The following is a 21,752-nucleotide window of genomic DNA, read 5'->3' as shown; positions in this document are numbered from 1 at the left end:
ACGGGAAAACTAGTTTTCTAGTTTTCTAGTTTTCTAGTTTTCTAGTTTTCTAGTTTTCTAGTTTTCTAGTTTTCTAGTTTTCTAGTTTTCTAGTTTTCTAGTTTTCTAGTGAAACCAGCCCCAAGGACATCACAATCACAACAACCAACACCGCGAATACCGCGAAAAGCCAATCTTTCCTGCGCCTGCCCCCAGATCATCACGAAAGGCGACTTGCACCGGGGCAACCTTTCCCCTACATACCCGCTAGATCAAACCAAGCTAACCATAGGCCTGCCGCATGGAAAATGTTGTCCTCGTAATTCACCTGATTTTGGCGCTGTCGCTGATCGGTGTTGTGCTTCTTCAGCGTTCTGAGGGCGGCGGATTGGGCATTGGCGGTGGTGGCGGTGGGGGCATTATGTCCTCTCGCGGTGCTGCCACAGCCCTGTCTAAAATGACATGGGGCTTGGCCATCGCCTTTTTGATCACGTCGATCTCTTTGACAGTTATCGCCGCGAAAAACGCTGCGGACAGCTCGGTTGTGGACGCCCTTGGGTTGCCCGCCGCAAACGAAGAGACAGCGGCCCCAGTGGTGCCCGACGTCACCGACATGTTGCCGCCAGTTTCAACCGACGACAGCCTGGCCCCGCCACGCGCGGAATAATCCCCTACATCTGGTGAATGGGCAATTAAATTGCCCTTCCTCTTGCGGTTTGGTTGCGCGGGCAGCTGGAATCATGTAAGCCTTAAATCCCGTGGAATGTGGTTACGTGCGGGCCCGTTGGGGACGGGCTTTTGCCGAAATCACAGCAAGCAAGAACCGGATCTTTTGATCTCATCTCACGGGGGCAGCCAACCATATGGCACGTTATATTTTCATCACTGGCGGTGTTGTATCTTCGCTTGGCAAAGGTTTGACCTCAGCCGCTTTGGGCGCGCTTTTACAGGCGCGCGGCTACACCGTGCGTTTGCGCAAGCTTGATCCTTACCTGAACGTCGACCCAGGCACGATGAGCCCGTTTGAACACGGCGAGGTGTTTGTCACCGACGATGGCGCCGAGACCGATTTGGACCTGGGACACTATGAACGCTTCACCGGTGTGGCCGCGCGCAACACCGATTCCATTTCGTCTGGTCGCGTGTACACCAACGTGCTTGAGAAAGAGCGTCGCGGTGATTATCTGGGTAAAACCATTCAGGTGATCCCGCATGTCACCAATGAAATCAAAGACTTCATTGCCATTGGCGATGATGAAGTGGATTTCCAGCTTTGTGAAATTGGCGGCACCGTCGGCGATATCGAGGCGCTGCCCTTTTTTGAGGCCATTCGCCAATTCAGCCAGGATCGGCCCCGCGGCGAGTGCATTTTTGTGCATCTGACCTTGCTGCCGTATCTCGCCGCGTCAGGTGAGTTGAAAACCAAGCCGACCCAACACTCGGTCAAGGAATTGCGGTCCATCGGCATCGCACCAGACGTGTTGGTGTGCCGGTCCGAACATCCAATCCCGGACAAAGAGCGCGCCAAAATTGGGCTTTTCTGTAACGTCCGGCAGGATTCGGTGATCCCCGCCTACGACCTGAAGTCTATCTATGAAGCCCCGATGGCCTATCACAAGGTTGGTCTGGATCAGGCGGTATTGGATGCGTTCCGCATCGCGCCCGCCCCCAAACCTGACCTGCGCCGCTGGAAAGACGTCGAGGACCGCATTCACAATGCCGAAGGCGAAGTGAAAGTGGCAGTTGTGGGCAAATACACCCAGCTGGAAGACGCTTATAAGTCGATCAAAGAGGCCCTCACCCACGGCGGTATGGCCAACCGGACCAAAGTGAAATTGCAATGGGTCGATGCCGAATTGTTCGATAAGGGTGATCCCGCACCGTATCTTGAAGGGTTCCATGCGATCCTCGTCCCCGGCGGCTTTGGCGAACGCGGCACCGAAGGCAAGATCAAGGCGGCGCAATATGCCCGCGAACACAAGATCCCCTATCTGGGTATCTGTCTGGGCATGCAAATGGCCGTTGTCGAAGCCGCCCGAAATGTGGCTGGCATCAAGGATGCGGGATCGGAAGAATTTGACCATGAAAGTGGTGAAACCCGTTTTACCCCAGTGATTTACCACCTCAAAGAATGGGTGCAGGGCAATTATACCGTCAAGCGCAAGTTGGGTGATGACAAAGGCGGCACCATGCGCTTGGGCGCCTATGATGCGACGCTGAGCGAAGGGTCGAATGTGGCGCGAATCTATGGCGACAGCACGCTGGAGGAACGTCACCGTCATCGCTTCGAGGTGGACACCAAATACCGTGATCAGCTGGAAGCCGTGGGACTGAAATTCTCGGGCATGTCCCCTGACGGACGCCTGCCGGAAATCGTGGAATGGGAAGATCACCCGTGGTTCATTGGCGTTCAGTTCCATCCCGAGCTGAAGTCCAAACCGTTTGAACCAGCCCCTCTGTTCGCCGACTTTGTTCGGGCCGCAAAAGAGATCGAGCGTCTGGTCTAACCCATCGCAATAAATGAGATTTCGAAAAGGGCGGGGCAACCCGCCTTTTTTATTGCGAACGACAGCGGGCACGCATATCGGCGCCAACCAGAGACACGCCCGGGATCAGGATTTGGGAACCGCAGGCAGACCATGTATGGTGGCTGACATCACACCCGAAAAGGATGTGCAACTGGGGGAAAGAACAGATGACAAAAACCACGGCCTGGCGCAGGCTCGCCAGCAAAGAGGCGTTTATTGCGGCGTTTGCTGACCGTCCTTTGGTGGGGGATGGGCTGCTGTTTACCATCCATGCCGACGGCCAGATATCCGGCATGGCTGGGCCAGATCGGTTGTTGGGCAGTTGGTATTGGCAAGATGGCATGTTCTGCCGCACGGCCACGTTGAACGACGAAGACCTGGGCCTTGACTGCGAAATTATTGAACAATGCGGAAACCAGATGCGCTACACGCGCGACAGTGGCAAAGGGGCTGCGTCCATTGTCACGATAAAACCGCTTTAGCATAGCGCACCGCCGCCCTGCAGCCCCTTGTCGTCACGGCCTCCTCTGGGTAACGTCGCCATCACGATTGAGGGGGGAATTGCATGCTGTCAGACTTTTTTCAGAAATTCAAAAAACAGCCAAGGGGCGTGGCTTTGCCGGAGCTGGACGCGGAGTTGGCGATGGGCGTGCTTTTGGTGCGCCTGGCAAAAGCAGACCAGCATTACGCCGTTGAAGAGATCGCGCGGATCGACCGGCTTTTTGTAAAACATCGGGCCATGAATGTCGTCGAAGCCGCCAAAACACGCGCGACCTGTGAAAAACTAGAAGCCGAGGCCCCTGACACCGACACCTTAACCCAATTGGTCACAGATCATCTGACCCATGATCACCGAATGGCCATGCTGAGCGCCCTTTGGCAAGTGTCCGTCGCTGATGGGGTCGTGCGCGAAGAAGAGGCATGCTTTGTCGCCCATGTGGCCAAGGCCATTGGCCTTTCTGCCGAAGAGGTGAAACGCACGCGCCCCGCAGAGACCTAGGCCACACAAAACCTGATGCCGTCATTCCGGCGCCAAGGTCCAGGTTGTGATTTGTGATTTGTGATTGACGCCAGCCTGCCGCCGTTTGACAACACGCCTGCGAAACACGGTTCCATGAAGGAGTGCAAAATATGGCAGATGAAACCGCCAAAGGGTATTGGATCGGGCGGATCGAGGTCAGCGATCTTGACGCGTACAAGAAATACATCGCCGCCAATGGCCCGGCTTTTGCGCAGTATAATGCCAAATTTCTGGTCCGCGGCGGGGAATACGAAAGCGTCGAGGGCACAGCCCGTTCGCGCAATGTGGTGATCGAATTCCCCAGCTTTGCCGATGCCAAAGCCTGCTATCACAGCGAGATCTATCAAGCGGCCAAAGCATTTCGTGACCCGGTCAGCACCGGCGACTTGATCATTATTGAAGGTTATCTTGGTTAATTCCGGGGCAATCCACATGGTTTTCGCCCAATAACCACACGACCTTCACGATAAAATGACGGGATTTGGCGGCGAAAAATGGGTGCCGCCCTTTTCCCTTCCTCTCATAAGGCCTTATATCTTCCCCATGCTTAGCTCTCTTTTCGACCGCCTTTTTGCCCCCGCCCCTGCCCCGTTGAACGCTGAGGATGCACGCCTTGCGCTGTCGGCCCTATTGGTGCGTTTGGCACGGTCTGATGGTGAATATGCCGCCGTAGAGATTGCCGCGATTGATACCGCCCTTGCCCGGCGATACGGGCTGGACGAGGCCGCAACAAAAGCCCTGCGTCAAGAGGCAGAAGTGTTCGAGAGCCAAGCCCCTGACACGGTCCGCTTTACCCGCGCCATCAAAGATGCTGTTCCTCATGAGGATCGCATTACAGTGATCGAGGCCGCGTGGTCTGTGGTGCTGGCAGATGGCACACGGGCCGAAGAAGAAGACGCGTTGATGCGGTTGATTGCGGGGCTGCTGGGCGTGAATGATCGCGATTCGAACCTGGCACGTCTGCGCGGCAATGCGGGTTGAACAGTTTTCCCAAACGGCACGTTTGACGCGTCTGGGTCAGGGCCGCGACGCATCCCCCTGACAAATCGTCGGATTTTTCGCCACTCTGCCCAAGCTTACCCTAGGACCACGTCTTTTCGCCGTTGCAATTGCAAAAAAATTGCGCCCTACTCCTTTGCCAATGACACATAATCCCGGACCCATTCTGTGACCCCAGACACGCCACTTGCTGCCGACACTTCCGCCAACGCTGCGGTCGACACCCCTGTGATCGAGATTCGTGACCTGCATAAAAGCTATGGTGCGCTTGAGGTCCTGAAAGGCGTCGATATGGTCGCGCCACGCGGGCATGTGATTTCACTGATCGGATCGTCCGGCTCTGGCAAATCCACGCTGCTGCGCTGTGCCAATCTTTTGGAAGACAGCCAACAAGGCGACATCTTTTTCGAAGGCGAGCCGATCACCTGGCACGGCCATGGGCTGGATCGCCACCCATCGGACCGCCATCAGATCACCCGCATCCGCACCAATCTTTCGATGGTGTTTCAACAGTTTAATCTATGGTCGCATCTGTCCATTCTACAAAATGTAATGGAAGCGCCCGTAACGGTTCTGGGCCGGGACAAAGCAGACGTTGAAGAAAAGGCCCGGTTTTACCTGGACAAAGTGGGCATTGGCGACAAATGCGAGATGTGGCCGTCGCAATTGTCCGGCGGTCAACAGCAACGCGCCGCGATTGCACGGGCGTTGTGCATGGAGCCGCGCGCGCTGTTGTTTGACGAACCCACTTCTGCGCTCGATCCTGAGCTTGAACAAGAGGTGGTGAAGGTCATCAAAGATCTTGCCGCTGAAGGGCGGACAATGATGATTGTGACCCATGATATGCGCATGGCGGCGGATGTATCGGACCACGTTGTGTTCCTGCATCAAGGCCTGATCGAAGAAGAAGGTGCCCCGGATGAGCTTTTTGGCAATCCGAAAAGCGAGCGGCTGAAGCAATTCCTGTCGCATTCGCAACCGAACTAACCAACACGAATGAAACAGTATTCTTAAGGGAGAGACGAGAATGAAAAAACTGATCCTGACCACAACGGCACTGGCCATGACCGCCAGCTTTGCCATGGCAGACACCGTACGTATGGGCACCGAAGGCGCCTATGCACCGTGGAACTTTGTGAACGACGCCGGTGAGATTGACGGTTTTGAGCGCGAGCTGGGCGATGAGCTGTGCAAACGCGCAGAGCTGGAGTGTACTTGGGTGAAAAACGAGTGGGACAGCATTATCCCGAACCTCGTATCCTCAAACTACGACACCATCATTGCGGGCATGTCGATCACACCAGAGCGCGACGAAGTCATTGATTTCACACAAGCTTATACCCCAGCTGACCCATCGGCTTATGCGGCCATGTCAGCTGACGTGAACTTGGAAAGCGGCGTTATTGCGGCCCAAGCCACCACCATTCAGGCAGGCTTTGTCGCCGCCCAGGGTTGGACATTGGTTGAATTTGCGACCCCGGAAGAAACTGTTGCCGCTGTGAAAAACGGCGAAGCTGACGCGGTTCTGGCCGACAAAAGCTTTCTCGACACCATGGTTGGCCAAGACGGCCTGGTGATGCTTGAGCGTATGGAAGCCATTGGCGGCGGCGTTGGCATGGGCCTGCGCGAAAGCGATCCTGAGCTGCGCGCCAAGTTTGATGCTGCCATCCAGTCGATGAAAGACGACGGCTCGCTGAACACGCTGATCGCCAAATGGGAAGTGTCCACACAGTGGTAATCTGACCCTTTGTAAACACCGGGGCCTGCCCTTTTGGGCGGGCCCTATTTTTCACCCGGCCCACGTATGATGTTTCGCGCCCGAAACAGAAGACCAAAGCCCCTTTCCATCCGGTTCTTGCGATGTTTTCCTACTGCACCGATCCTTCGACATTAGATGGCCTGAAATGGCTGTCCTGCTACCTGACCACAGGCAAGCATATGTCTTTCTATGCCTCATTCGGCACGGTCTTGGCGCTGTTGGCAATCACCGCTCCGGTGGCATTATTATTCGGATTTGCGGGGGCCTCTGCCGCCCGTGCGCGCATTGCCCCCATTCGCTGGCTGGGCAAAAGCTATACCGCGATTGTACGCGGCGTACCGGACATTGCCTTTTTCCTGTTTTTCGTGATCGCCTTGGACCAAGCGTTTGAGTGGATGCGCCACAAGGTGAAATGCCCAGACTGGGATCAACCGATCCGCCAGGGCAGCGATTTCATTGTGTGTGACGCGGCCAAACTGCCTCTGTCCAGCTCGCCGCAATGGATCCACGAAGCATACGGGTTCTCGCTGGCCGTGCTGACCTTTGCGATTGTGTTTGGCGCCTTCGCCGCAAATGTCTTGTATGGCGCGATGCGTGCGGTTCCCCGTGCGCAATTGGAAACGGCCGAGGCCTACGGCATGTCCCATCGCCAGACCTTTTGGCGCATTCTGGTGCCACAAATGTGGACCTATGCCCTGCCCGGCCTGTCAAATCTGTGGATGATCCTGATCAAGGCCACACCGCTTTTGTTCCTGCTTGGGGTCGAAGACGTGGTCTATTGGGCGCGCGAATTGGGGGCGACCAAAACCGCCAAATTCTCTGATTATCCGCACGGCAACTGGCATATGCAGTATTTCTTTGGGCTTTTGGTGTTTTACCTTGCCTTTACCAGCCTGTCAGAACGCGTGTTCAAACGCATCTCTGCCCGCCTGTCCCACGGCCAAGCCACGGCCGCCGGAGAAGCCCAAAGGAAAGCCGCACAATGAGCTGCACAGAGACCATCCAGAACTTTGCCTTTCGGTCCATCGGTTACGGCGAACGCATGCTGCCACGCACAGATTTTACGTTGTGCGAGCATTTCACCCTGATCGGGTCTGGAATGATCTGGAACATCTATTACGGATTGGTTGCGATCCTCTTTGGTTTTTTCGCCGCAACTGGACTGGCAATGGCGAAAAACAGCGAGAACAAATGGCTACGCAAACCGGCGGAGTTCTTTATCTATGTGTTTCGCGGATCCCCCCTGTTCATCCAGTTCTTCTTTGCCTACGCGGTGTTTTTATCGCTGAAACAAAGCGTGCCTGCGTTGCAACCGCTGACCGCGTCTTGGTTGGGGGCGACACTTGTTCTCTTTTGCAACACCTCCGCTTATTCAGCAGAGATCTTTTATGGCGCTTTGCGCTCCATCCCCAAAGGCGATCTGGAAGCGGCGGACGCGTATGGCATCATGGGGTGGACCCGGTTTAAGCGGATCACATGGCCAACAATGCTGCGCCTTGCGTGGCCGTCTTATACCAACGAAGCGATCTTTTTGTTCCACGCAACCGCGCTTGTGTCTTTCTCAAGCTTTCCGGTTTGGCAGCAACGTGGGGATGCGTTGTATTACGCAAGCTATTTTGCGGATAAGACCTTCAACCCCTTTGTGCCTTATCCGATCCTTGCCTTCTATTTCATCCTGCTGACCTTGGTGGTGATCACAATCTTCGGCGCGGCAAACAAGCATTTGAACCGCCATTTGCCCCAAGAGCGTCGCAAGAAGGTCCGGGTAAAGTTCAACATATTTCGGTAATTTACCAACCGGTGTTTTGCTGTGGATAGGTCTGCGGAGGGGGATGTTTTCCGTCCCCGGTCCCCTCATGTCTTTGGCGAGACGCGGTAACTCTTCGGCTTAGATTGTAAATTTACTTATACTTTGCAATATCTTACCACTATTTCTCTTTTCTGACGGAATGCCCCTTGCCCCACCACAGGGGCTCCTCTAGGCTGGCGATGTAAAATTTGATCAAATTTGGTGACTCATGAGGATTGGCATCCTACAAGCCGGCCATTCGCCCGATGAACTGCGCGAAACGGTTGGAGACTACGGCGAAATGTTCACGCGCCTTTTGGGCGGACATGGCTTTGACTTTGAAATCTTCTCGGTGGTGGATGGCATCTTTCCCCCCGACCTGGGCGCCGCCGATGGCTGGCTGATCACAGGATCAAAATACGGCGCCTATGAGGATCACGACTGGATCCCGCCGCTGGAACAGCTGGTGCGCGACATCCGCGACAAAGGCCAGCCTTTGGTCGGCGTGTGTTTTGGTCATCAGATCATCGCACAGGCGCTTGGTGGCAAGGTTGAGAAATTCGACGGCGGCTGGTCCGTTGGCCGGCAGGAATACGACTTTGGCGATGAGAAAATGGCGTTGAACGCGTGGCATCAGGATCAGGTCACGGTGCTTCCCGAAGGGGCCGAAGTGATCGCCTCTACCGATTTCTGCGCCAATGCGGCCCTGGTTTATGGCGATCAGATCCTCACCATTCAACCGCACCCCGAATTCACCTCAGAACTGGTGGCCGGGCTGATTGAGCATCGCGGCCGGGGCAATGTGCCCGACGCGCTGCTCTCAACCGCCACCGAAAATTTAAACACCGCCACGGACAATGCACGTTTTGCACACCGCATGGCCGAGATGTTGAAAAAAGGAGCCAAGTGATGGGCGCCCAAAACAAAACAAACACCGCATGGATGGCCAATTTGCCAGAGGCCGCGCAGGAGTATCTCGAAGGGAACCGCTTGGACGAGGTGGAATGTATCATTTCGGATCTGCCCGGCATTGCGCGTGGTAAAGCCGTACCTGCAGCCAAATTTGGACGTCAGGATTTCTTTCACCTGCCCGACAGCATCTTTTACCAAACCATCACCGGGGATTGGGGCGAAGCCGCTGGCGACGAAGGGTTTCTTGAACGGGACATGACCCTGCGCCCGGATATGGACACCGCAAAAGCCGCCCCCTGGACCGGGGATTGGACGCTTCAGGTGATCCATGACGCGTTTGATCGGAATGGCGAACCAATCCCATTTTCACCGCGCAACGTGCTGCGCCGCGTTGTGGATTTGTATCGGGCCAAAGGGTGGGAACCTGTTGTTGCACCGGAAATGGAATTTTACCTCGTTGCCCGAAATCTGGACCCGGCTGAAAAGATCAAGCCAATGATGGGCCGGTCTGGCCGCCCAGCTGCGGCGCGTCAGGCCTATTCCATGACCGCGGTCGACGAATTTGGCCCTGTGATCGATGACATTTACGACTTTGCCGAAGCGCAGGGGTTTGAAATCGACGGCATCACCCAAGAGGGCGGCGCCGGTCAGCTGGAAATCAATCTGGTCCACGGCGACCCGATCAAACTGGCCGATGAGGTGTTTTTCTTCAAACGCCTGATCCGCGAAGCCGCCCTGCGCCACGATTGCTATGCCACCTTCATGGCCAAGCCGATTGCTGAAGAACCCGGTTCCGCGATGCATATCCACCATTCGGTGCTGGACATCAAAACCGGGAAAAACATCTTCTCTGATGCCGATGGCGGCGAAACCGATGCGTTTTTCCACTTTATCGCTGGCATGCAAAACCACCTGCCGGCAGCGGTGGCCATGCTGGCCCCTTATGTGAATTCCTACCGTCGCTATGTGAAAGACAACGCCGCACCGATCAATCTGGAATGGGGCCGCGACAATCGAACCACGGGCATCCGCGTGCCGCTGTCCTCGCCCAACGCGCGCCGTGTCGAAAACCGGATCGCGGGCATGGATTGCAACCCCTACCTTGGCATCGCGGCGTCTTTGGCGGCAGGCTATCTTGGGCTCTTGGAAAAAGAGCAACCCAGCGCGCTTTACAAAGGCGATGCTTATGAGGGCGAAGAGGATATTTCGCGCGATTTGAACACGGCGCTCGATATCTTTGATGCGTCTGAAAAGATGCATGAGGTGTTGGGGCCAGAGTTTGCCCGCGTCTATTCCATCGTAAAGCGCACGGAATACGAAGAATTTCTGCAAGTGATCAGCCCTTGGGAACGCGAACATTTGCTTTTGAATGTCTAAACAGGACAGATCCATGACAAACGCCCTCTAAAAGGGGGCAACTCCCCGCCGCACGTCAGTTCGGCGGGGTTTTTTGTGGCATGATGGCGGGATTTTCTTTAGAATATCCGAAATGTCTCTTTGGGATATCGAAATTGACCAAACGTCAAAAGGAACAGCCATGTCGCTTGCCCCAAACGTCTATGACGCCGAACCCATCCCCGATGCCGCCCGCGCAGAAATTGACCGTCTGCTCGCCTCTGGTGATCTGTTCCGATACACCGCGCCCTCTGATGCCCCAGTTGCGCTGCTAGAGGCAGAGTTTGCAGAGCTGATGGGGGCGAAATATGCGCTCGCCGTTGCAAGCTGTTCGGCCGCGCTGTTTCTGTCTCTCAAAGCCTTGGATCTTCCCCGCGACAGCAAAGTACTCATCCCCGCCTTTACCTTCGCGGCCGTGCCGTCATCGGTTGTTCATGCGGATTGCGTGCCGGTTTTGGTGGACGTGACCGCGAATTACCGCATCGACATGCAAGATTTCAAAGCCAAGCTGACCCAAGACGTCGGCGCCGTGATTATCAGCCATATGCGCGGCCATACCTCTGATATGGATGCGATCATGACCCTGTGCGAGGCGCAAAATATTCCGGTGATTGAAGATGCCGCCCATTCCCTTGGCACACTCTGGCATGGGAAAAAAATCGGCACCATCGGGAAAATTGGCTGTTTCTCGTTTCAATCCTACAAGATGCTGAACGCCGGCGAGGGCGGGATCATGATCACCAACGACCCAGAGATTGCCGCCCGTGCTGTCATCATGTCTGGCGCGTATGAGCACAATTGGAAGAAACACAAAACACCGCGGGGCGAAAACTCATCCGAACTGGCGGATGCCTTCGCGCGTTGGCAAAACAAGCTGCCGCTGTATAACACCCGCCTGTCCAACCTGTCGGCGGCCATCATCCGCCCCCAACTCCCTGAACTCACACGACGGGTCACAGATGGGCTGCGCAATCATGATTATGTGGCCGGCCTATTAAATCAAAGCCCTTGGCTGGACGTGCCCCCGCCGCTTGAACCAGAAACCCGTGCGCCGGATTCCATTCAGTTCAATCTGGTTGGCTTTTCCGACGAAGAGACCATCGCCTTTCAGCTCGCCGCCAAGAAACGCGGTGTTTCAGTGCAGGTTTTTGGCCTGAGTGAAGACAATGCACGGGCCTTTTGGAATTGGCAGTTTATTCCCGACCAAGGCCCGTTGCCGCAAACCCGCGATATGCTGATGCGCGCCTGTGACACGCGGCTTCCCGTGCGTCTGAAACGGCCCGAGCTCGAGTTTATCGCCGCAGCACTGGTGGATGGTGCCGCCGATGTCAAAGACGCCGCAAAAACATCGGCCGCGTGATTTGACGCCGCGCGGTTTACAAAAGTCGCAGCTGATTTCGCAGCCAGGGCGTATCGGACACCGCCGGCGTCACCACCATATCTGACAAGATATTTTGCAATTGCGCGGCGATGTCCTTGGGCAGATCCCCCAACACGCCCTGTCGGGACGCCAGCGAAATCCGGCGGGTCATTGGCCCGAACGGCAGCGGGATAAGTTCGGTTTCCGCGCGGAACCGTTGGGCGTGAAAATAGCCAAGTGGGGTCAGGATTGTCCAACCGATTCCCTTGGCCACCATCGACATAATCGCGTGATAGCTATCAAGCTCGAACCGTTTATCCAGATGCAGGTTTTCCCGCGCCAGATGGTCGGAAATCACCCGCCCCATGTGATGGCGCGCAGTATATTGCACCAAGGGTAATTTCGCCAATACAGCCATAGGGTTACCCGGATCGACGTGCCCTTTTGGCACCGCGGCCACAAAGGGTTCTTCCAACAGGGGATGGACCTCCATCCAGTCGGCCCCAGCCCCGGTGTCTGCCGCGACAATCACATCCAAAGCCCGCGCATCCAGCTGGTCATACAACCGGTGCGATGCGCCGGTTTCCAAGGAAAAATGAGTTCCCGATAATTGATCTGCCAATTGCGTCAGCAACCGCGGAGTAACATCGGAGTCGAAATCTTCGATCACCCCCAACCGCAACCGCGACAGGCTGGCAAAGGCGCCCCGCGCAAGCTCTGCCCGGGCTTGTTCAGCTTCATTCAAAATCGCTTGTGCGCGTTTCAAAAACAGCTCGCCCGCCGGGGATAGGGACAAAGGCCGGGCAGAGCGCACGACCAGCGAGGTGCCCAGCGACGCCTCTAGATTGCTTAATTGCTGACTGACCGAAGAGGGGCTGACCCCAAGGCGCCGTGCCGCCACTGAGATCGAGCGTTCATCCGCCGTCGCGACAAACACCTCAACGCCCCAAAGCGTAATTCGTCCTGCGGTTTCGACCATCTGCGTGCTCCTGTTTCTGGACGCACGCTAGGGTGTTTGGGAAATCCGATCAATGGGGGCGACGCTTACCGCGCCGCTTTACCAATGGGTCCAAAGCCGGTTCCCTTGGCGATCTCGGGCGGTCTCGACCGATAATCCATTTGGTGTGGGCCACAATGCAACGGCCCCCGAGGCGCGCAATGCCCCGACATCAAAGACCTGACATCCCACCGGAACGGTGTCGAGTATGGTGCTGTTCATCACCACAAAATCCGCATAGGCACAGGCCGCCTGCAACTGTTTTGCACCGCTCTTCCCAGTTAGATGCACAAGTGTTTTCCCGGCGATCGTGGTTTCAGACAGGCCTTTTGCACCGCTAAATTCCCCCAACTGATAGGCGGCGGCTTGCGCCATCGGTGCGCCATCATTTTCCAACCAGACCTTTGCGGCAAAGCCGTCGCCCTTGGGTTTGGACAGGGCGCGCCCCTCGGGGGTAAGCACGCCCACCAACCCTCCGGTCTGACTGATCAAGACCAAGGGGCGCGTGGCCTGGGCCCAAAGAAATGCTGCAAGACATAAGGGCAGCAGCGCCAGAGCGCGCTCCCATCTCCGTAAAAGAACCACCAGCAGCCCGCCAATTGCGACCAATGGCAACACACTGCTTGGCGGCTGCGGCACATGCCCTATCGCCCCATCAAGCGACGACACCCAGTGGGCAACAAAGATGATCCAGCCAATCGGTGGTCCCATGGCGCTGATGGCCACCCAGCCCAAGCCGAAAGGTGATAACAGCGCGGCCACAACTGCGGCGGGCATGATCACCGCCCCCATCAAGGGAACGGACACGAGGTTTGCGATCAGGCCAAAATGACTGACCTGATTGAAATGCGCGGCCCCAAACGGGGCGGTCGCAGCGGCCGCAACAGCCGAAGAGACAAGCACCGCCAACACCGGTTGCGCCCATTTGGGGGCACGCCACCCTTCGCGCCGCCTAAGCCACCCAAACACAGCCACCAACGCAGTGGTTGCAGCAAAGGACATCTGAAACCCCGGTTCTGTCAGGGCCTCTGGGTGCAACAACAGCACCAGAATGGCCGCCATTGCCACCGCCCGCAAGCTAAGCGCACGACGGTCAAACAGGATCGCCACCAACATGGTAGAGACCATGATAAATGCACGTTCGGTCGAAATGCTGCCCCCAGACAACAATAGGTAAACACCCCCTGCCCCAATGGCCGCAAGGGCTGCGTATTTCTTGGTCGGAAAACGTAACGCAACCCATGGGACAAGCGCCAGGAGATACCGCATCGCCTGATAGACAAACCCGGTTAAAAGCCCCATGTGCAACCCGGAAATCGCCAAAAGATGCGCAAGATTGGCCCCGCGCAGGGCCGCCAATGTGTCTTGTCCCATCGCAGATCGGTCGCCTGTGGTGACGGCGGCGGCAAAAGCACCTGTTTCTCCGGGTAAAATCCCTCGCACCCAGTTGGCAATTGCCATGCGCGTACGGGTCACTTGAACACGCACGCCAGACCCATTGGCGGGCGCCAAAAGCATCACCGGCGTTCGGGTATAGCCCACCGCGCCGATGCCGCGAAACCAGGCCATGCGTTGAAAATCAAAGCCGCCCGGTTCCACCGGACCATTGGGGCCAGACAAATGCCCGGTCAGGGCGACACGCGCGCCCACTTGGGGGGTGAACGCCCCCAAGCCCCCTTCGAACGCGCCAAGCAAAGACACGCGAACTTTGCGCGGAACACGGTCGGGGGCGGTGTCGGACAGCCGCACCTGATCCAATGTCAGGCGCACGGCATCTGATTGCGATCGGTCCATCGCGACCACGCGCCCTTCGATGGCGCCGTAATAGCGATATCCAAGCACCGGCCCCGCCACATAATGCGCGCGTGCGCCCGCCAGACAGATCCCAAGCGCCACAAGGGCAAACATCCCCGCCACCGGGCCATAGCCCCAAGGCAAACGCCACCGGACCGCCAACATCAACAGGACAAACCCGCCAAGCGCCATATAGATCGTTTCGCTCGGCTCATTGGGCCACAGAAAATACCCCCCGATCCCTGTTGCCAGAAAGATCGGAACCCAATGCAAAAATCGACCCCGTTCGGTTTCGACCCTAAGAAGGATCTGGCCCAGCACCTTGTTCTTGGCCTCCGTTTTGCTTTAACACGCCATTAACGTAATTCAGGCATACGCCTCGCATGGTTTCCAAAAGGTTAACGTCTCATGAACTCTGATCAGGTTGTCACCCGCTTCGCCCCCTCGCCCACCGGGTATTTGCACATCGGTGGGGCGCGCACCGCGCTGTTCAACTGGCTTTTTGCCCGGGGTCGCGGCGGCAAGTTTTTGCTGCGGATCGAAGATACAGATCGGGCACGTTCAACGCCCGAGGCCACAGCCGCCATCCTGAAGGGGATGGATTGGCTGGGGCTGGACCATGATGGCGAGGTGATCTCACAGTTTGATCGTGCCGACCGCCACGCAGAGGTGGCCCATGAGATGCTGGCGAGTGGGCATGCTTACAAATGTTTCGCCACCCAAGATGAGATCCAAGCCTTTCGCGATGCGGCGAAAGCCGAGGGGAAGTCAACGCTTTACCAATCTCCTTGGCGCGATGCGGCGGCGGACACCCACCCCAATGCCCCCTATGTGGTGCGCCTAAAGGCCCCGCGCGAAGGCGCGACCGTGATCAAAGATGCGGTGCAAGGCGATGTGACCATCCGCAATGATCAACTCGACGACATGATTTGTTTACGTTCAGACGGTACGCCCACCTATATGCTGGCTGTGGTTGTGGATGATCATGATATGGGCGTGACCCATGCGATCCGGGGGGATGACCACCTGAACAATGCCGCGCGCCAAATGCTCGTCTATCAGGCGATGGGCTGGGATGTGCCGATCTGGGCGCATATTCCGCTGATCCACGGCCCAGATGGCAAGAAACTGTCCAAACGTCACGGTGCGCTGGGGGTCGAAGAATACCAAGCACTTGGTTATCCCGCACAGGCGATGCGCAACTATCTGGCACGTTTGGGGTGGAGCCACGGCGATGATGAGTTTTTCTCAGACGCCCAAGCGCTGGAATGGTTTGACCTGAAGGGAATCGGCAAATCCCCCGCCCGTTTCGATTTTAAAAAGCTTGATAACCTGTCCGGTCAGCACATGGCCGCGATGGATGATGCGGATGTTCTGGCGGGATATGAGGCGTTCCGTAACGTCACAGGCGAAGATATGCTGCACCCGCAGAAACGTGAACTTTTGTCTGCGGCAATGTACGTGCTGAAGACCAGCGCCAAAACATTCCCACAACTCACTGAAAAAGCACGATTTGTCCTGGCTGACCGCCCGCTGGAATGTGACGAGAAAGCGCAAAAGGCTCTGGATGAAGTATCCCGTAGTATACTGAAAGAATTGACGCCGCAGCTGCAAAATGTTAGCTGGGATCGCAATACGCTGGAGGCGATTTTGAACGGCCTAGCCGAAGCCCACGGGCTGAAATTCGGCAAACTGGCCGCGCCGCTGCGCGCAGCCCTTGCTGGGCGCGCCGTGACCCCCAGTGTTTTTGACATGATGCTGGTTCTTGGCCCGGACGAAACCATCGCCCGCCTTAAGGACGCAAGCACGTAAACACCGTCCGCCCATCCGGGACGGACCATGCATGAAGGGAATAAATATGGCTGAACAAACCGGAACCGCGAAACTCACCTTTGGGGATAAGGAACTGGAATTGCCGATGTATTCACCGACGGCAGGTCCGGACGTGATCGACATCCGCAAGCTTTATGCCCAAGGCGATGTGTTCACCTATGACCCCGGGTTCACGTCAACGGCAAGCTGCGATTCGACCATCACCTTTATTGATGGCGACAAAGGCGAGCTTTTGTATCGCGGTTATCCCATCGATCAGCTGGCGGAAAAGTCGCATTACCTCGAGGTATGCTATCTGCTGCTGTATGGTGAGCTGCCATCGGCGACAGAGTTGGAAGATTTTGAAAACCGCGTGACCAACCACACGATGGTCCACGAACAGATGTCCAAGTTCTTCTCGGGCTTCCGTCGTGACGCGCACCCAATGGCGATCATCACCGGTGTCATGGGCGCAATGTCGGCGTTCTACCACGACAGTACCGACGTGAATGACCCATGGCAGCGTGAAGTGGCCGCGATCCGCATGATTGCAAAAATCCCGACCATTTCGGCGATGGCCTATAAATATTCCATCGGCCAGCCGTTTGTGTATCCGAAAAACGATCTGGATTACGCGTCAAACTTCCTGCGCATGTGTTTTGCGGTGCCTGCCGAAGAATATGTGGTGAACCCGATCCTGAGCCGCGCGATGGACCGGATTTTCACATTCCACGCCGATCACGAACAAAACGCATCAACCTCTACCGTGCGTTTGGCTGGGTCTTCGGGCGCAAACCCGTTTGCCTGTATCGCTGCGGGCATCGCGTGCCTCTGGGGCCCTGCCCATGGCGGCGCCAACCAAGCCTGTCTTGAAATGCTGCGCGAAATCGGTTCGGTCGACAACATTCCGGAATATGTGGCCCGCGCCAAAGACAAAGATGACCCCTTCCGCCTGATGGGCTTTGGTCACCGCGTTTACAAAAACTTTGACCCTCGTGCCAAAGTGATGAAGGAAAGCGCGGATGAAGTGCTTGGTCTTTTGGGTATCGACGACAACGAAACCCTGAAAGTGGCCAAGGAGCTTGAGCGTATTGCGCTGGAAGATCCTTATTTCGTTGAGAAAAAGCTTTATCCTAACGTCGACTTCTATTCCGGCATCATTCTGGAAGCCATGGGTTTCCCAACCTCGATGTTCACACCAATTTTTGCGCTGTCGCGCACTGTGGGTTGGATTTCGCAGTGGAAAGAAATGCTGGGCGATCCAGGTCAGAAAATTGGCCGTCCACGTCAGTTGTATCTTGGCGATACTGCGCGTGATTATACGGATGTAGAAAGCCGCTAAACCCGGCGGGTAAATTCAAAAAAGGGGCTGCCGCTGGCGGCCCCTTTTCTTTTGCGCTACCACTTTTGCATGACCACACTCATCACTAAGCGCCTGATTTTGCGCGGCCCCAAGCCCACCGATCTTGATGATCTTTTTGCAATCTTCAGCAACCCCGACGCCATGGCCTATTGGTCCACGGCGCCGCATGAGCACCGGGACGTGACCCAAGAAAGGCTGGACAAGATGGTTGCGGATTTCGCGGCCAAGCCAACCTATTTCATCTTTGAACGAGCAGGACGCGTTGTGGGCATGGGCGGCATGTTCAGCGAAGGCGACCTTGGATATATCCTGCACCCCGATCACTGGCGTCAGGGTCTTGCCACCGAGGCAATCCGCGCGGTGATTGACCATGTGTGGGCCACAACGGCTTATCCCCATTTGCAAGCGGGATTAGACCCTAGAAACGCCGGCTCCAAGGCCCTGTTAACGCGCCTTGGTTTTGTACAAACCGGATTTGAAGCCAACACCCATTGCATCAACGATGCCTGGAGCGACAGCATCTATATGATGCTCCCACGCCCCAAAGATCGCGCATAAAAAAGGGGCCCGGCGGCCCCTTTTCTGTCGTAATTCGGTGGCGCCTCAACGCCCCTCAAAATCTGGCGTGCGCTTCTCAAGGAAGGACATCACCCCCTCTTTGAAATCACGCGATTGACCGCATTCGCCCTGAAGCTTTGCCTCAAGCGCCAATTGCTGATCCAAGTCGTTGGTCAGGGATGCCCGCATCGCTTGTTTGATGCTGGCAAAGCTTTTGGTTGGGCCTTTGGCGAGATATTCCGCGCGCGCTTTCCACGCCGCATCAAATTCGTCATCGGCCACACACTCCCAGATCAACCCAAGATTTGCGGCGTCTTTGGCAGGGAGTTTTTCGGCAAAAAGAGCCGCGCCCATGGCCTTGGCAAACCCCATCATACGGGGCATCCAATAGGTGCCACCCGCGTCAGGGATCAGGCCAATGCGCGAAAAGGCTTGCATGAAATAGGCGCTTTCTTTGGCGATCACCACATCGGCGGCCAGCGCGATATTGGCCCCTGCCCCAGCAGCAGCCCCGTTCACCGCAGCAATGATCGGAATGGGCGCGTCATAGATGGCACGCAGCAGCGGTTCATATTCATCCTTTAGCGTGCGCTCCAGATCCACCTCGCCCGCATTGGCGCGGTCCCCCAGATCCTGACCCGAGCAAAACGCCCGCCCAGACCCGACAATAACCAAAGCCCGCGCCGTGGTGCCCGCATCGCGCACCGCATGGGCAATTTCCGCCCGCATCTGTGTGTTCAGCGCGTTCATTTTGTCTGGCCGGTTCAAGGTCAAAACAGCCAAGCCATCGGTGAGATCATAGGTGATTGTGTCGTAATTCATCGGGGCCTCCCTACAGTTCCCGCCCTTATAACCGACCATGCGGACGGGAAAAAGGGGAACGTGCCGTCAAATAGCGGCGCGTGTCATTTCGTTGCAAAACGGGTGACATGCAGAGGACGGGGGCGCAAGTGTTTCGCCACGGCAGGGGCTGTCTTGCGCAGAAAAAAGGGCGGATGCCTGAACACCCGCCCCTTGTCTTAGTCTTTCATCAACTCGTCTAAGCGCGCCTGCTCCGTGTCTGACAGACCCAGGCCCTGTTCAGACGATTGTGATCGCCGCCGCAGGTAAAGCCCGCCTGTGACCGCCGCCAGCAAAAACAAGATCGGTCCCGCAAGCCAAAGCACGATGTTGGCCCCCAAAAGGGTTGGCTTCATCAATACATATTCACCGTAGCGTTCGACAATAAAGGCAACAACATCTTCGTTGCTGTCGCCTTCAACCAAGCGCTCGCGCACCAACAGGCGCAAATCATGCGCGATCTCGGCGTTGCTTTCGTCGATGTTTTCACCGCGGCACACCACACAACGCAGGTCAGCAGAAATTGCGCGGGCACGCCCTTCCAAAACGGGGTCGTCCAGCACCTCATCGGGGTTCACAGCCAAAGATGGGCTGGCGGCCAATGTGACCGCCAACGCCAGAGATGTGATAAAAAGTTTCATCCGCAACATCATTCCGCCGGCACCCCTTGGTTGGGAACTTTGGCAGCACCTGCAGCAACACGGAACCGGCGATCAGACAGGCTGATCAGCCCACCCAGTGCCATGATAATGCACCCTGCCCAAATCCAATTGGTGAAAGGCTTGATAAAGGTACGCACAGCCCAACCACCCTCATCCTGAGGGTCCCCAATCACAACATAGATGTCGCGCCAGAACCCATTGGAAATCGCGGCTTCCGTGGTGGGCATCGCTTGCACCGGATAAATACGTTTTTCCGGATGTAATACCGCCACAGTTTCACCATCACGGGCAATTCGCATGTCCGCCATGGTTGTCGTGTAGTTAGGTCCTTGTTCGCGGTACACATTTTCCAAAGTCACCGTATAGCCGGCCACTTCAAACGGCGCGTTCAGCTGGGTCACACGAATATCTTCGTGCTGATACGCCTCCAGCCCGCAGATGCCCATAATGGTGATACCAAAGCCCACATGCGCGGTGAATTTGCCCCAGTCAGCACGCGGCAGACGGGTGAGGCGCGACAATCGTTTCCCGATCGCGCCACGGCCCGTACGGCCCACAAGATCCGTCAGGGAACCAGCCACCAGCCAAGTGCCAAGAAACATCCCAATCGGCCCCAAAGCAGAGCGGCCAGTTTGGATGGCCCACACCAGCGCCAAGATCGCAATCGCCAAGGCAAACGCCGGGATCAATTGTTTTGCGGCACGTTTCACTTTCGCTCGCTTCCATGGCAACATTGCACCGATGGGCAACACCAATGCCAGCAGCACCATAAAGGGGGTAAAGGCCGCCTCGAAATACGGCGCTCCGACCGACACTTTGCGGCCAAAAATCTCGCCGATCAGCGGCCAGATTGTGCCCGTAAAGACCACAAGTGACCCAACCGCCAGGAGGATATTGTTGAACACCAGCGCACTTTCGCGACTGACCAGACCAAAGACGCCGCGCGCCTCCATCGCACTTGCGCGGGCGGCAAAAAGCGTCAGCGCCCCGCCTGTGAAGACCGCAAGAATAGCAAGAATGAACACGCCGCGTTCGGGATCAGAGGCAAACGCATGCACAGAGGTGATCACGCCAGAGCGCACCAAGAATGTGCCAATCAGCGAGAAACCGAACGCAAGGATTGCAAGCAGGATGGTCCAGCTTTTCAACGATTCCCGTTTTTCAACCACAATGGCAGAGTGCAAAAGCGCGGCGGCAAAAAGCCAAGGCATGAAGGACGCGTTTTCAACTGGATCCCAGAACCAGAAACCGCCCCAGCCCAGCTCGTAATACGCCCACCAGGACCCAAGACCGATGCCGATGGTCAAAAAGACCCAAGCTGCCAAGGTCCATGGGCGTACCCACCGACCCCACGCGGCGTCAATGCGCCCTTCGATCAGGGCCGCAACGGCAAAACTGAAGGTCATCGAAAGACCAACATAGCCGAGATAAAGGAAGGGGGGGTGGAAGGCGAGGCCCACGTCTTGCAAAAGCGGGTTCAGATCCCGGCCATCAAACGGCGGCTGCGCAAGGCGTAGGAACGGGTTTGATGTAAAGATAATAAAGGCCAAAAACGCCGCCCCAATGGCGCTTTGCACTGCCAGCACACGCGCCTTAAGGCGCAGCGGCAGATTGCCCCCAAACCACGCAGCCATCGCGCCAAACAGGGCGACAATCAGCACCCACAACAGCATCGATCCCTCGTGGTTGCCCCAAACGCCCGATACTTTGTAAAGCATCGGCTTGTCGCTGTGAGAGTTGAAATAGACCAATTTCAACGAGAAGTCAGAAGTTACAAACGCATAAGTGAGCGCGGCAAATGCCGCAGCGATCAGCGCAAATTGAATAGAGGCGGCGGGAACCGCCATCTCCATCCAGCCACGCCAGCCTTTATGCGCCCCAATCAGTGGCACGATCATCTGGATCAGTGCCACGCCCAGCGCTAAGATCAGCGCAAAATGTCCAAGCTCGGTAATCATGACGCGCAGTCTAGTCCTTATCGCGG

At 56.5% G+C, this 21,752-nt stretch carries 21 protein-coding genes; 16 read left to right on the top strand and 5 right to left on the bottom strand.

Annotated features, from left to right (window positions below; all coding sequences use genetic code 11):
• Window positions 1-280 precede the first annotated feature (280 nt).
• The 13 genes from secG to KKW20_RS06640 all read left to right on the top strand — a co-directional run bounded on the left by secG (window position 281) and on the right by KKW20_RS06640 (window position 11,742).
• Complete coding sequence (secG, locus tag KKW20_RS06700; protein ID WP_214567102.1) at window positions 281-646, top strand: preprotein translocase subunit SecG; 366 nt, start codon at window positions 281-283, stop codon at window positions 644-646.
• 196 nt (window positions 647-842) lie between these two features.
• Window positions 843-2,486 carry a CTP synthase gene (gene pyrG, locus KKW20_RS06695; RefSeq protein WP_214567101.1) on the top strand — a complete coding sequence of 548 codons (1,644 nt, stop codon included), beginning with the start codon at window positions 843-845 and terminating at the stop codon, window positions 2,484-2,486.
• A 188-nt stretch (window positions 2,487-2,674) separates the two neighbouring features.
• Entirely contained in the window at window positions 2,675-2,989 is a 315-nt protein-coding gene (locus KKW20_RS06690; protein ID WP_214567100.1) for a hypothetical protein, read from the top strand.
• 83 nt (window positions 2,990-3,072) lie between these two features.
• Window positions 3,073-3,507 (top strand): tellurite resistance TerB family protein, encoded by a 435-nt coding sequence (locus KKW20_RS06685; RefSeq protein WP_214567099.1) that lies wholly within the window; start codon window positions 3,073-3,075, stop codon window positions 3,505-3,507.
• Between the two features lie 131 nt (window positions 3,508-3,638).
• Window positions 3,639-3,944: a DUF1330 domain-containing protein gene (locus tag KKW20_RS06680; RefSeq protein ID WP_214567098.1), complete on the top strand. Its 306-nt coding sequence runs from the start codon at window positions 3,639-3,641 to the stop codon at window positions 3,942-3,944.
• A gap of 127 nt (window positions 3,945-4,071) precedes the next feature.
• Window positions 4,072-4,509, top strand: coding sequence for a tellurite resistance TerB family protein (locus KKW20_RS06675; RefSeq protein WP_214567097.1), 438 nt, complete (start codon window positions 4,072-4,074; stop codon window positions 4,507-4,509).
• 186 nt (window positions 4,510-4,695) lie between these two features.
• Window positions 4,696-5,514 carry an ABC transporter ATP-binding protein gene (locus KKW20_RS06670; protein ID WP_343207558.1) on the top strand — a complete coding sequence of 273 codons (819 nt, stop codon included), beginning with the start codon at window positions 4,696-4,698 and terminating at the stop codon, window positions 5,512-5,514.
• Between the two features lie 40 nt (window positions 5,515-5,554).
• Window positions 5,555-6,265, top strand: a complete 711-nt coding sequence (locus KKW20_RS06665) for a transporter substrate-binding domain-containing protein (protein ID WP_214567096.1) — start codon at window positions 5,555-5,557, stop codon at window positions 6,263-6,265.
• A gap of 122 nt (window positions 6,266-6,387) precedes the next feature.
• A complete protein-coding gene (locus KKW20_RS06660) occupies window positions 6,388-7,272 on the top strand; it encodes an ABC transporter permease (protein ID WP_214567095.1) in 885 nt (294 codons plus the stop codon).
• A complete protein-coding gene (locus tag KKW20_RS06655) occupies window positions 7,269-8,075 on the top strand; it encodes an ABC transporter permease (RefSeq protein ID WP_214567094.1) in 807 nt (268 codons plus the stop codon). Before KKW20_RS06660 ends, KKW20_RS06655 begins: the two co-directional genes overlap by 4 nt.
• A 229-nt stretch (window positions 8,076-8,304) precedes the next feature.
• Complete coding sequence (locus KKW20_RS06650) at window positions 8,305-8,985, top strand: type 1 glutamine amidotransferase (RefSeq protein WP_214567093.1); 681 nt, start codon at window positions 8,305-8,307, stop codon at window positions 8,983-8,985.
• Entirely contained in the window at window positions 8,985-10,364 is a 1,380-nt protein-coding gene (locus tag KKW20_RS06645) for a glutamine synthetase family protein (RefSeq protein ID WP_214567092.1), read from the top strand. The genes KKW20_RS06650 and KKW20_RS06645 overlap by 1 nt, the downstream gene beginning before the upstream one ends.
• A gap of 160 nt (window positions 10,365-10,524) precedes the next feature.
• Window positions 10,525-11,742 carry a DegT/DnrJ/EryC1/StrS family aminotransferase gene (locus tag KKW20_RS06640; protein WP_214567091.1) on the top strand — a complete coding sequence of 406 codons (1,218 nt, stop codon included), beginning with the start codon at window positions 10,525-10,527 and terminating at the stop codon, window positions 11,740-11,742.
• 16 nt (window positions 11,743-11,758) lie between these two features.
• Here the strand turns inward: KKW20_RS06640 and KKW20_RS06635 are convergent, their stop codons facing one another.
• Entirely contained in the window at window positions 11,759-12,721 is a 963-nt protein-coding gene (locus KKW20_RS06635) for a LysR family transcriptional regulator (RefSeq protein WP_214567090.1), read from the bottom strand.
• A 78-nt stretch (window positions 12,722-12,799) separates the two neighbouring features.
• Entirely contained in the window at window positions 12,800-14,854 is a 2,055-nt protein-coding gene (locus KKW20_RS06630) for a ComEC/Rec2 family competence protein (RefSeq protein ID WP_343207557.1), read from the bottom strand.
• Window positions 14,855-14,941: 87 nt separating this feature from the next.
• Between KKW20_RS06630 and gltX the strand changes: the two genes are divergently transcribed.
• From gltX to KKW20_RS06615, 3 genes are all read left to right on the top strand, one after another.
• Window positions 14,942-16,345 (top strand): glutamate--tRNA ligase, encoded by a 1,404-nt coding sequence (gene gltX, locus KKW20_RS06625; protein WP_214567089.1) that lies wholly within the window; start codon window positions 14,942-14,944, stop codon window positions 16,343-16,345.
• Window positions 16,346-16,391: 46 nt separating this feature from the next.
• Complete coding sequence (gene gltA / locus KKW20_RS06620) at window positions 16,392-17,687, top strand: citrate synthase (RefSeq protein ID WP_214567088.1); 1,296 nt, start codon at window positions 16,392-16,394, stop codon at window positions 17,685-17,687.
• A 69-nt stretch (window positions 17,688-17,756) separates the two neighbouring features.
• Complete coding sequence (locus tag KKW20_RS06615; RefSeq protein WP_214567087.1) at window positions 17,757-18,266, top strand: GNAT family N-acetyltransferase; 510 nt, start codon at window positions 17,757-17,759, stop codon at window positions 18,264-18,266.
• Between the two features lie 45 nt (window positions 18,267-18,311).
• On the opposite strand, the gene KKW20_RS06610 is transcribed toward KKW20_RS06615, so the two are convergent.
• From KKW20_RS06610 to KKW20_RS06600, 3 genes are all read right to left on the bottom strand, one after another.
• Complete coding sequence (locus tag KKW20_RS06610) at window positions 18,312-19,088, bottom strand: enoyl-CoA hydratase-related protein (protein ID WP_214567086.1); 777 nt, start codon at window positions 19,086-19,088, stop codon at window positions 18,312-18,314.
• A gap of 197 nt (window positions 19,089-19,285) precedes the next feature.
• Window positions 19,286-19,747, bottom strand: coding sequence for a cytochrome c-type biogenesis protein (locus KKW20_RS06605; RefSeq protein ID WP_214567085.1), 462 nt, complete (start codon window positions 19,745-19,747; stop codon window positions 19,286-19,288).
• A gap of 8 nt (window positions 19,748-19,755) precedes the next feature.
• Window positions 19,756-21,726 carry a heme lyase CcmF/NrfE family subunit gene (locus tag KKW20_RS06600; protein WP_214567084.1) on the bottom strand — a complete coding sequence of 657 codons (1,971 nt, stop codon included), beginning with the start codon at window positions 21,724-21,726 and terminating at the stop codon, window positions 19,756-19,758.
• Between the last annotated feature and the right edge of the window lie 26 nt (window positions 21,727-21,752).

This window comes from Aliiroseovarius lamellibrachiae, from assembly GCF_018599245.1.
Lineage (GTDB): Bacteria > Pseudomonadota > Alphaproteobacteria > Rhodobacterales > Rhodobacteraceae > Aliiroseovarius > Aliiroseovarius lamellibrachiae.
Note: the sequence above shows the minus strand (reverse complement) of the source record. Positions and strands in the feature narration are given on the sequence as shown.

What these genes read in the sequence shown, in the direction of transcription:
- secG (WP_214567102.1), top strand. Translation starts at nt 281, where the DNA reads ATGGAAAATGTTGTCCTCGTAATTCACCTGATTTTGGCGCTGTCGCTG.
- pyrG (WP_214567101.1), top strand. Translation starts at nt 843, where the DNA reads ATGGCACGTTATATTTTCATCACTGGCGGTGTTGTATCTTCGCTTGGC.
- KKW20_RS06690 (WP_214567100.1), top strand. Translation starts at nt 2,675, where the DNA reads ATGACAAAAACCACGGCCTGGCGCAGGCTCGCCAGCAAAGAGGCGTTT.
- KKW20_RS06685 (WP_214567099.1), top strand. Translation starts at nt 3,073, where the DNA reads ATGCTGTCAGACTTTTTTCAGAAATTCAAAAAACAGCCAAGGGGCGTG.
- KKW20_RS06680 (WP_214567098.1), top strand. Translation starts at nt 3,639, where the DNA reads ATGGCAGATGAAACCGCCAAAGGGTATTGGATCGGGCGGATCGAGGTC.
- KKW20_RS06675 (WP_214567097.1), top strand. Translation starts at nt 4,072, where the DNA reads ATGCTTAGCTCTCTTTTCGACCGCCTTTTTGCCCCCGCCCCTGCCCCG.
- KKW20_RS06665 (WP_214567096.1), top strand. Translation starts at nt 5,555, where the DNA reads ATGAAAAAACTGATCCTGACCACAACGGCACTGGCCATGACCGCCAGC.
- KKW20_RS06660 (WP_214567095.1), top strand. Translation starts at nt 6,388, where the DNA reads ATGTTTTCCTACTGCACCGATCCTTCGACATTAGATGGCCTGAAATGG.
- KKW20_RS06655 (WP_214567094.1), top strand. Translation starts at nt 7,269, where the DNA reads ATGAGCTGCACAGAGACCATCCAGAACTTTGCCTTTCGGTCCATCGGT.
- KKW20_RS06650 (WP_214567093.1), top strand. Translation starts at nt 8,305, where the DNA reads ATGAGGATTGGCATCCTACAAGCCGGCCATTCGCCCGATGAACTGCGC.
- KKW20_RS06645 (WP_214567092.1), top strand. Translation starts at nt 8,985, where the DNA reads ATGGGCGCCCAAAACAAAACAAACACCGCATGGATGGCCAATTTGCCA.
- KKW20_RS06640 (WP_214567091.1), top strand. Translation starts at nt 10,525, where the DNA reads ATGTCGCTTGCCCCAAACGTCTATGACGCCGAACCCATCCCCGATGCC.
- KKW20_RS06635 (WP_214567090.1), bottom strand. Translation starts at nt 12,721, where the DNA reads ATGGTCGAAACCGCAGGACGAATTACGCTTTGGGGCGTTGAGGTGTTT.
- gltX (WP_214567089.1), top strand. Translation starts at nt 14,942, where the DNA reads ATGAACTCTGATCAGGTTGTCACCCGCTTCGCCCCCTCGCCCACCGGG.
- gltA (WP_214567088.1), top strand. Translation starts at nt 16,392, where the DNA reads ATGGCTGAACAAACCGGAACCGCGAAACTCACCTTTGGGGATAAGGAA.
- KKW20_RS06615 (WP_214567087.1), top strand. Translation starts at nt 17,757, where the DNA reads ATGACCACACTCATCACTAAGCGCCTGATTTTGCGCGGCCCCAAGCCC.
- KKW20_RS06610 (WP_214567086.1), bottom strand. Translation starts at nt 19,088, where the DNA reads ATGAATTACGACACAATCACCTATGATCTCACCGATGGCTTGGCTGTT.
- KKW20_RS06605 (WP_214567085.1), bottom strand. Translation starts at nt 19,747, where the DNA reads ATGAAACTTTTTATCACATCTCTGGCGTTGGCGGTCACATTGGCCGCC.
- KKW20_RS06600 (WP_214567084.1), bottom strand. Translation starts at nt 21,726, where the DNA reads ATGATTACCGAGCTTGGACATTTTGCGCTGATCTTAGCGCTGGGCGTG.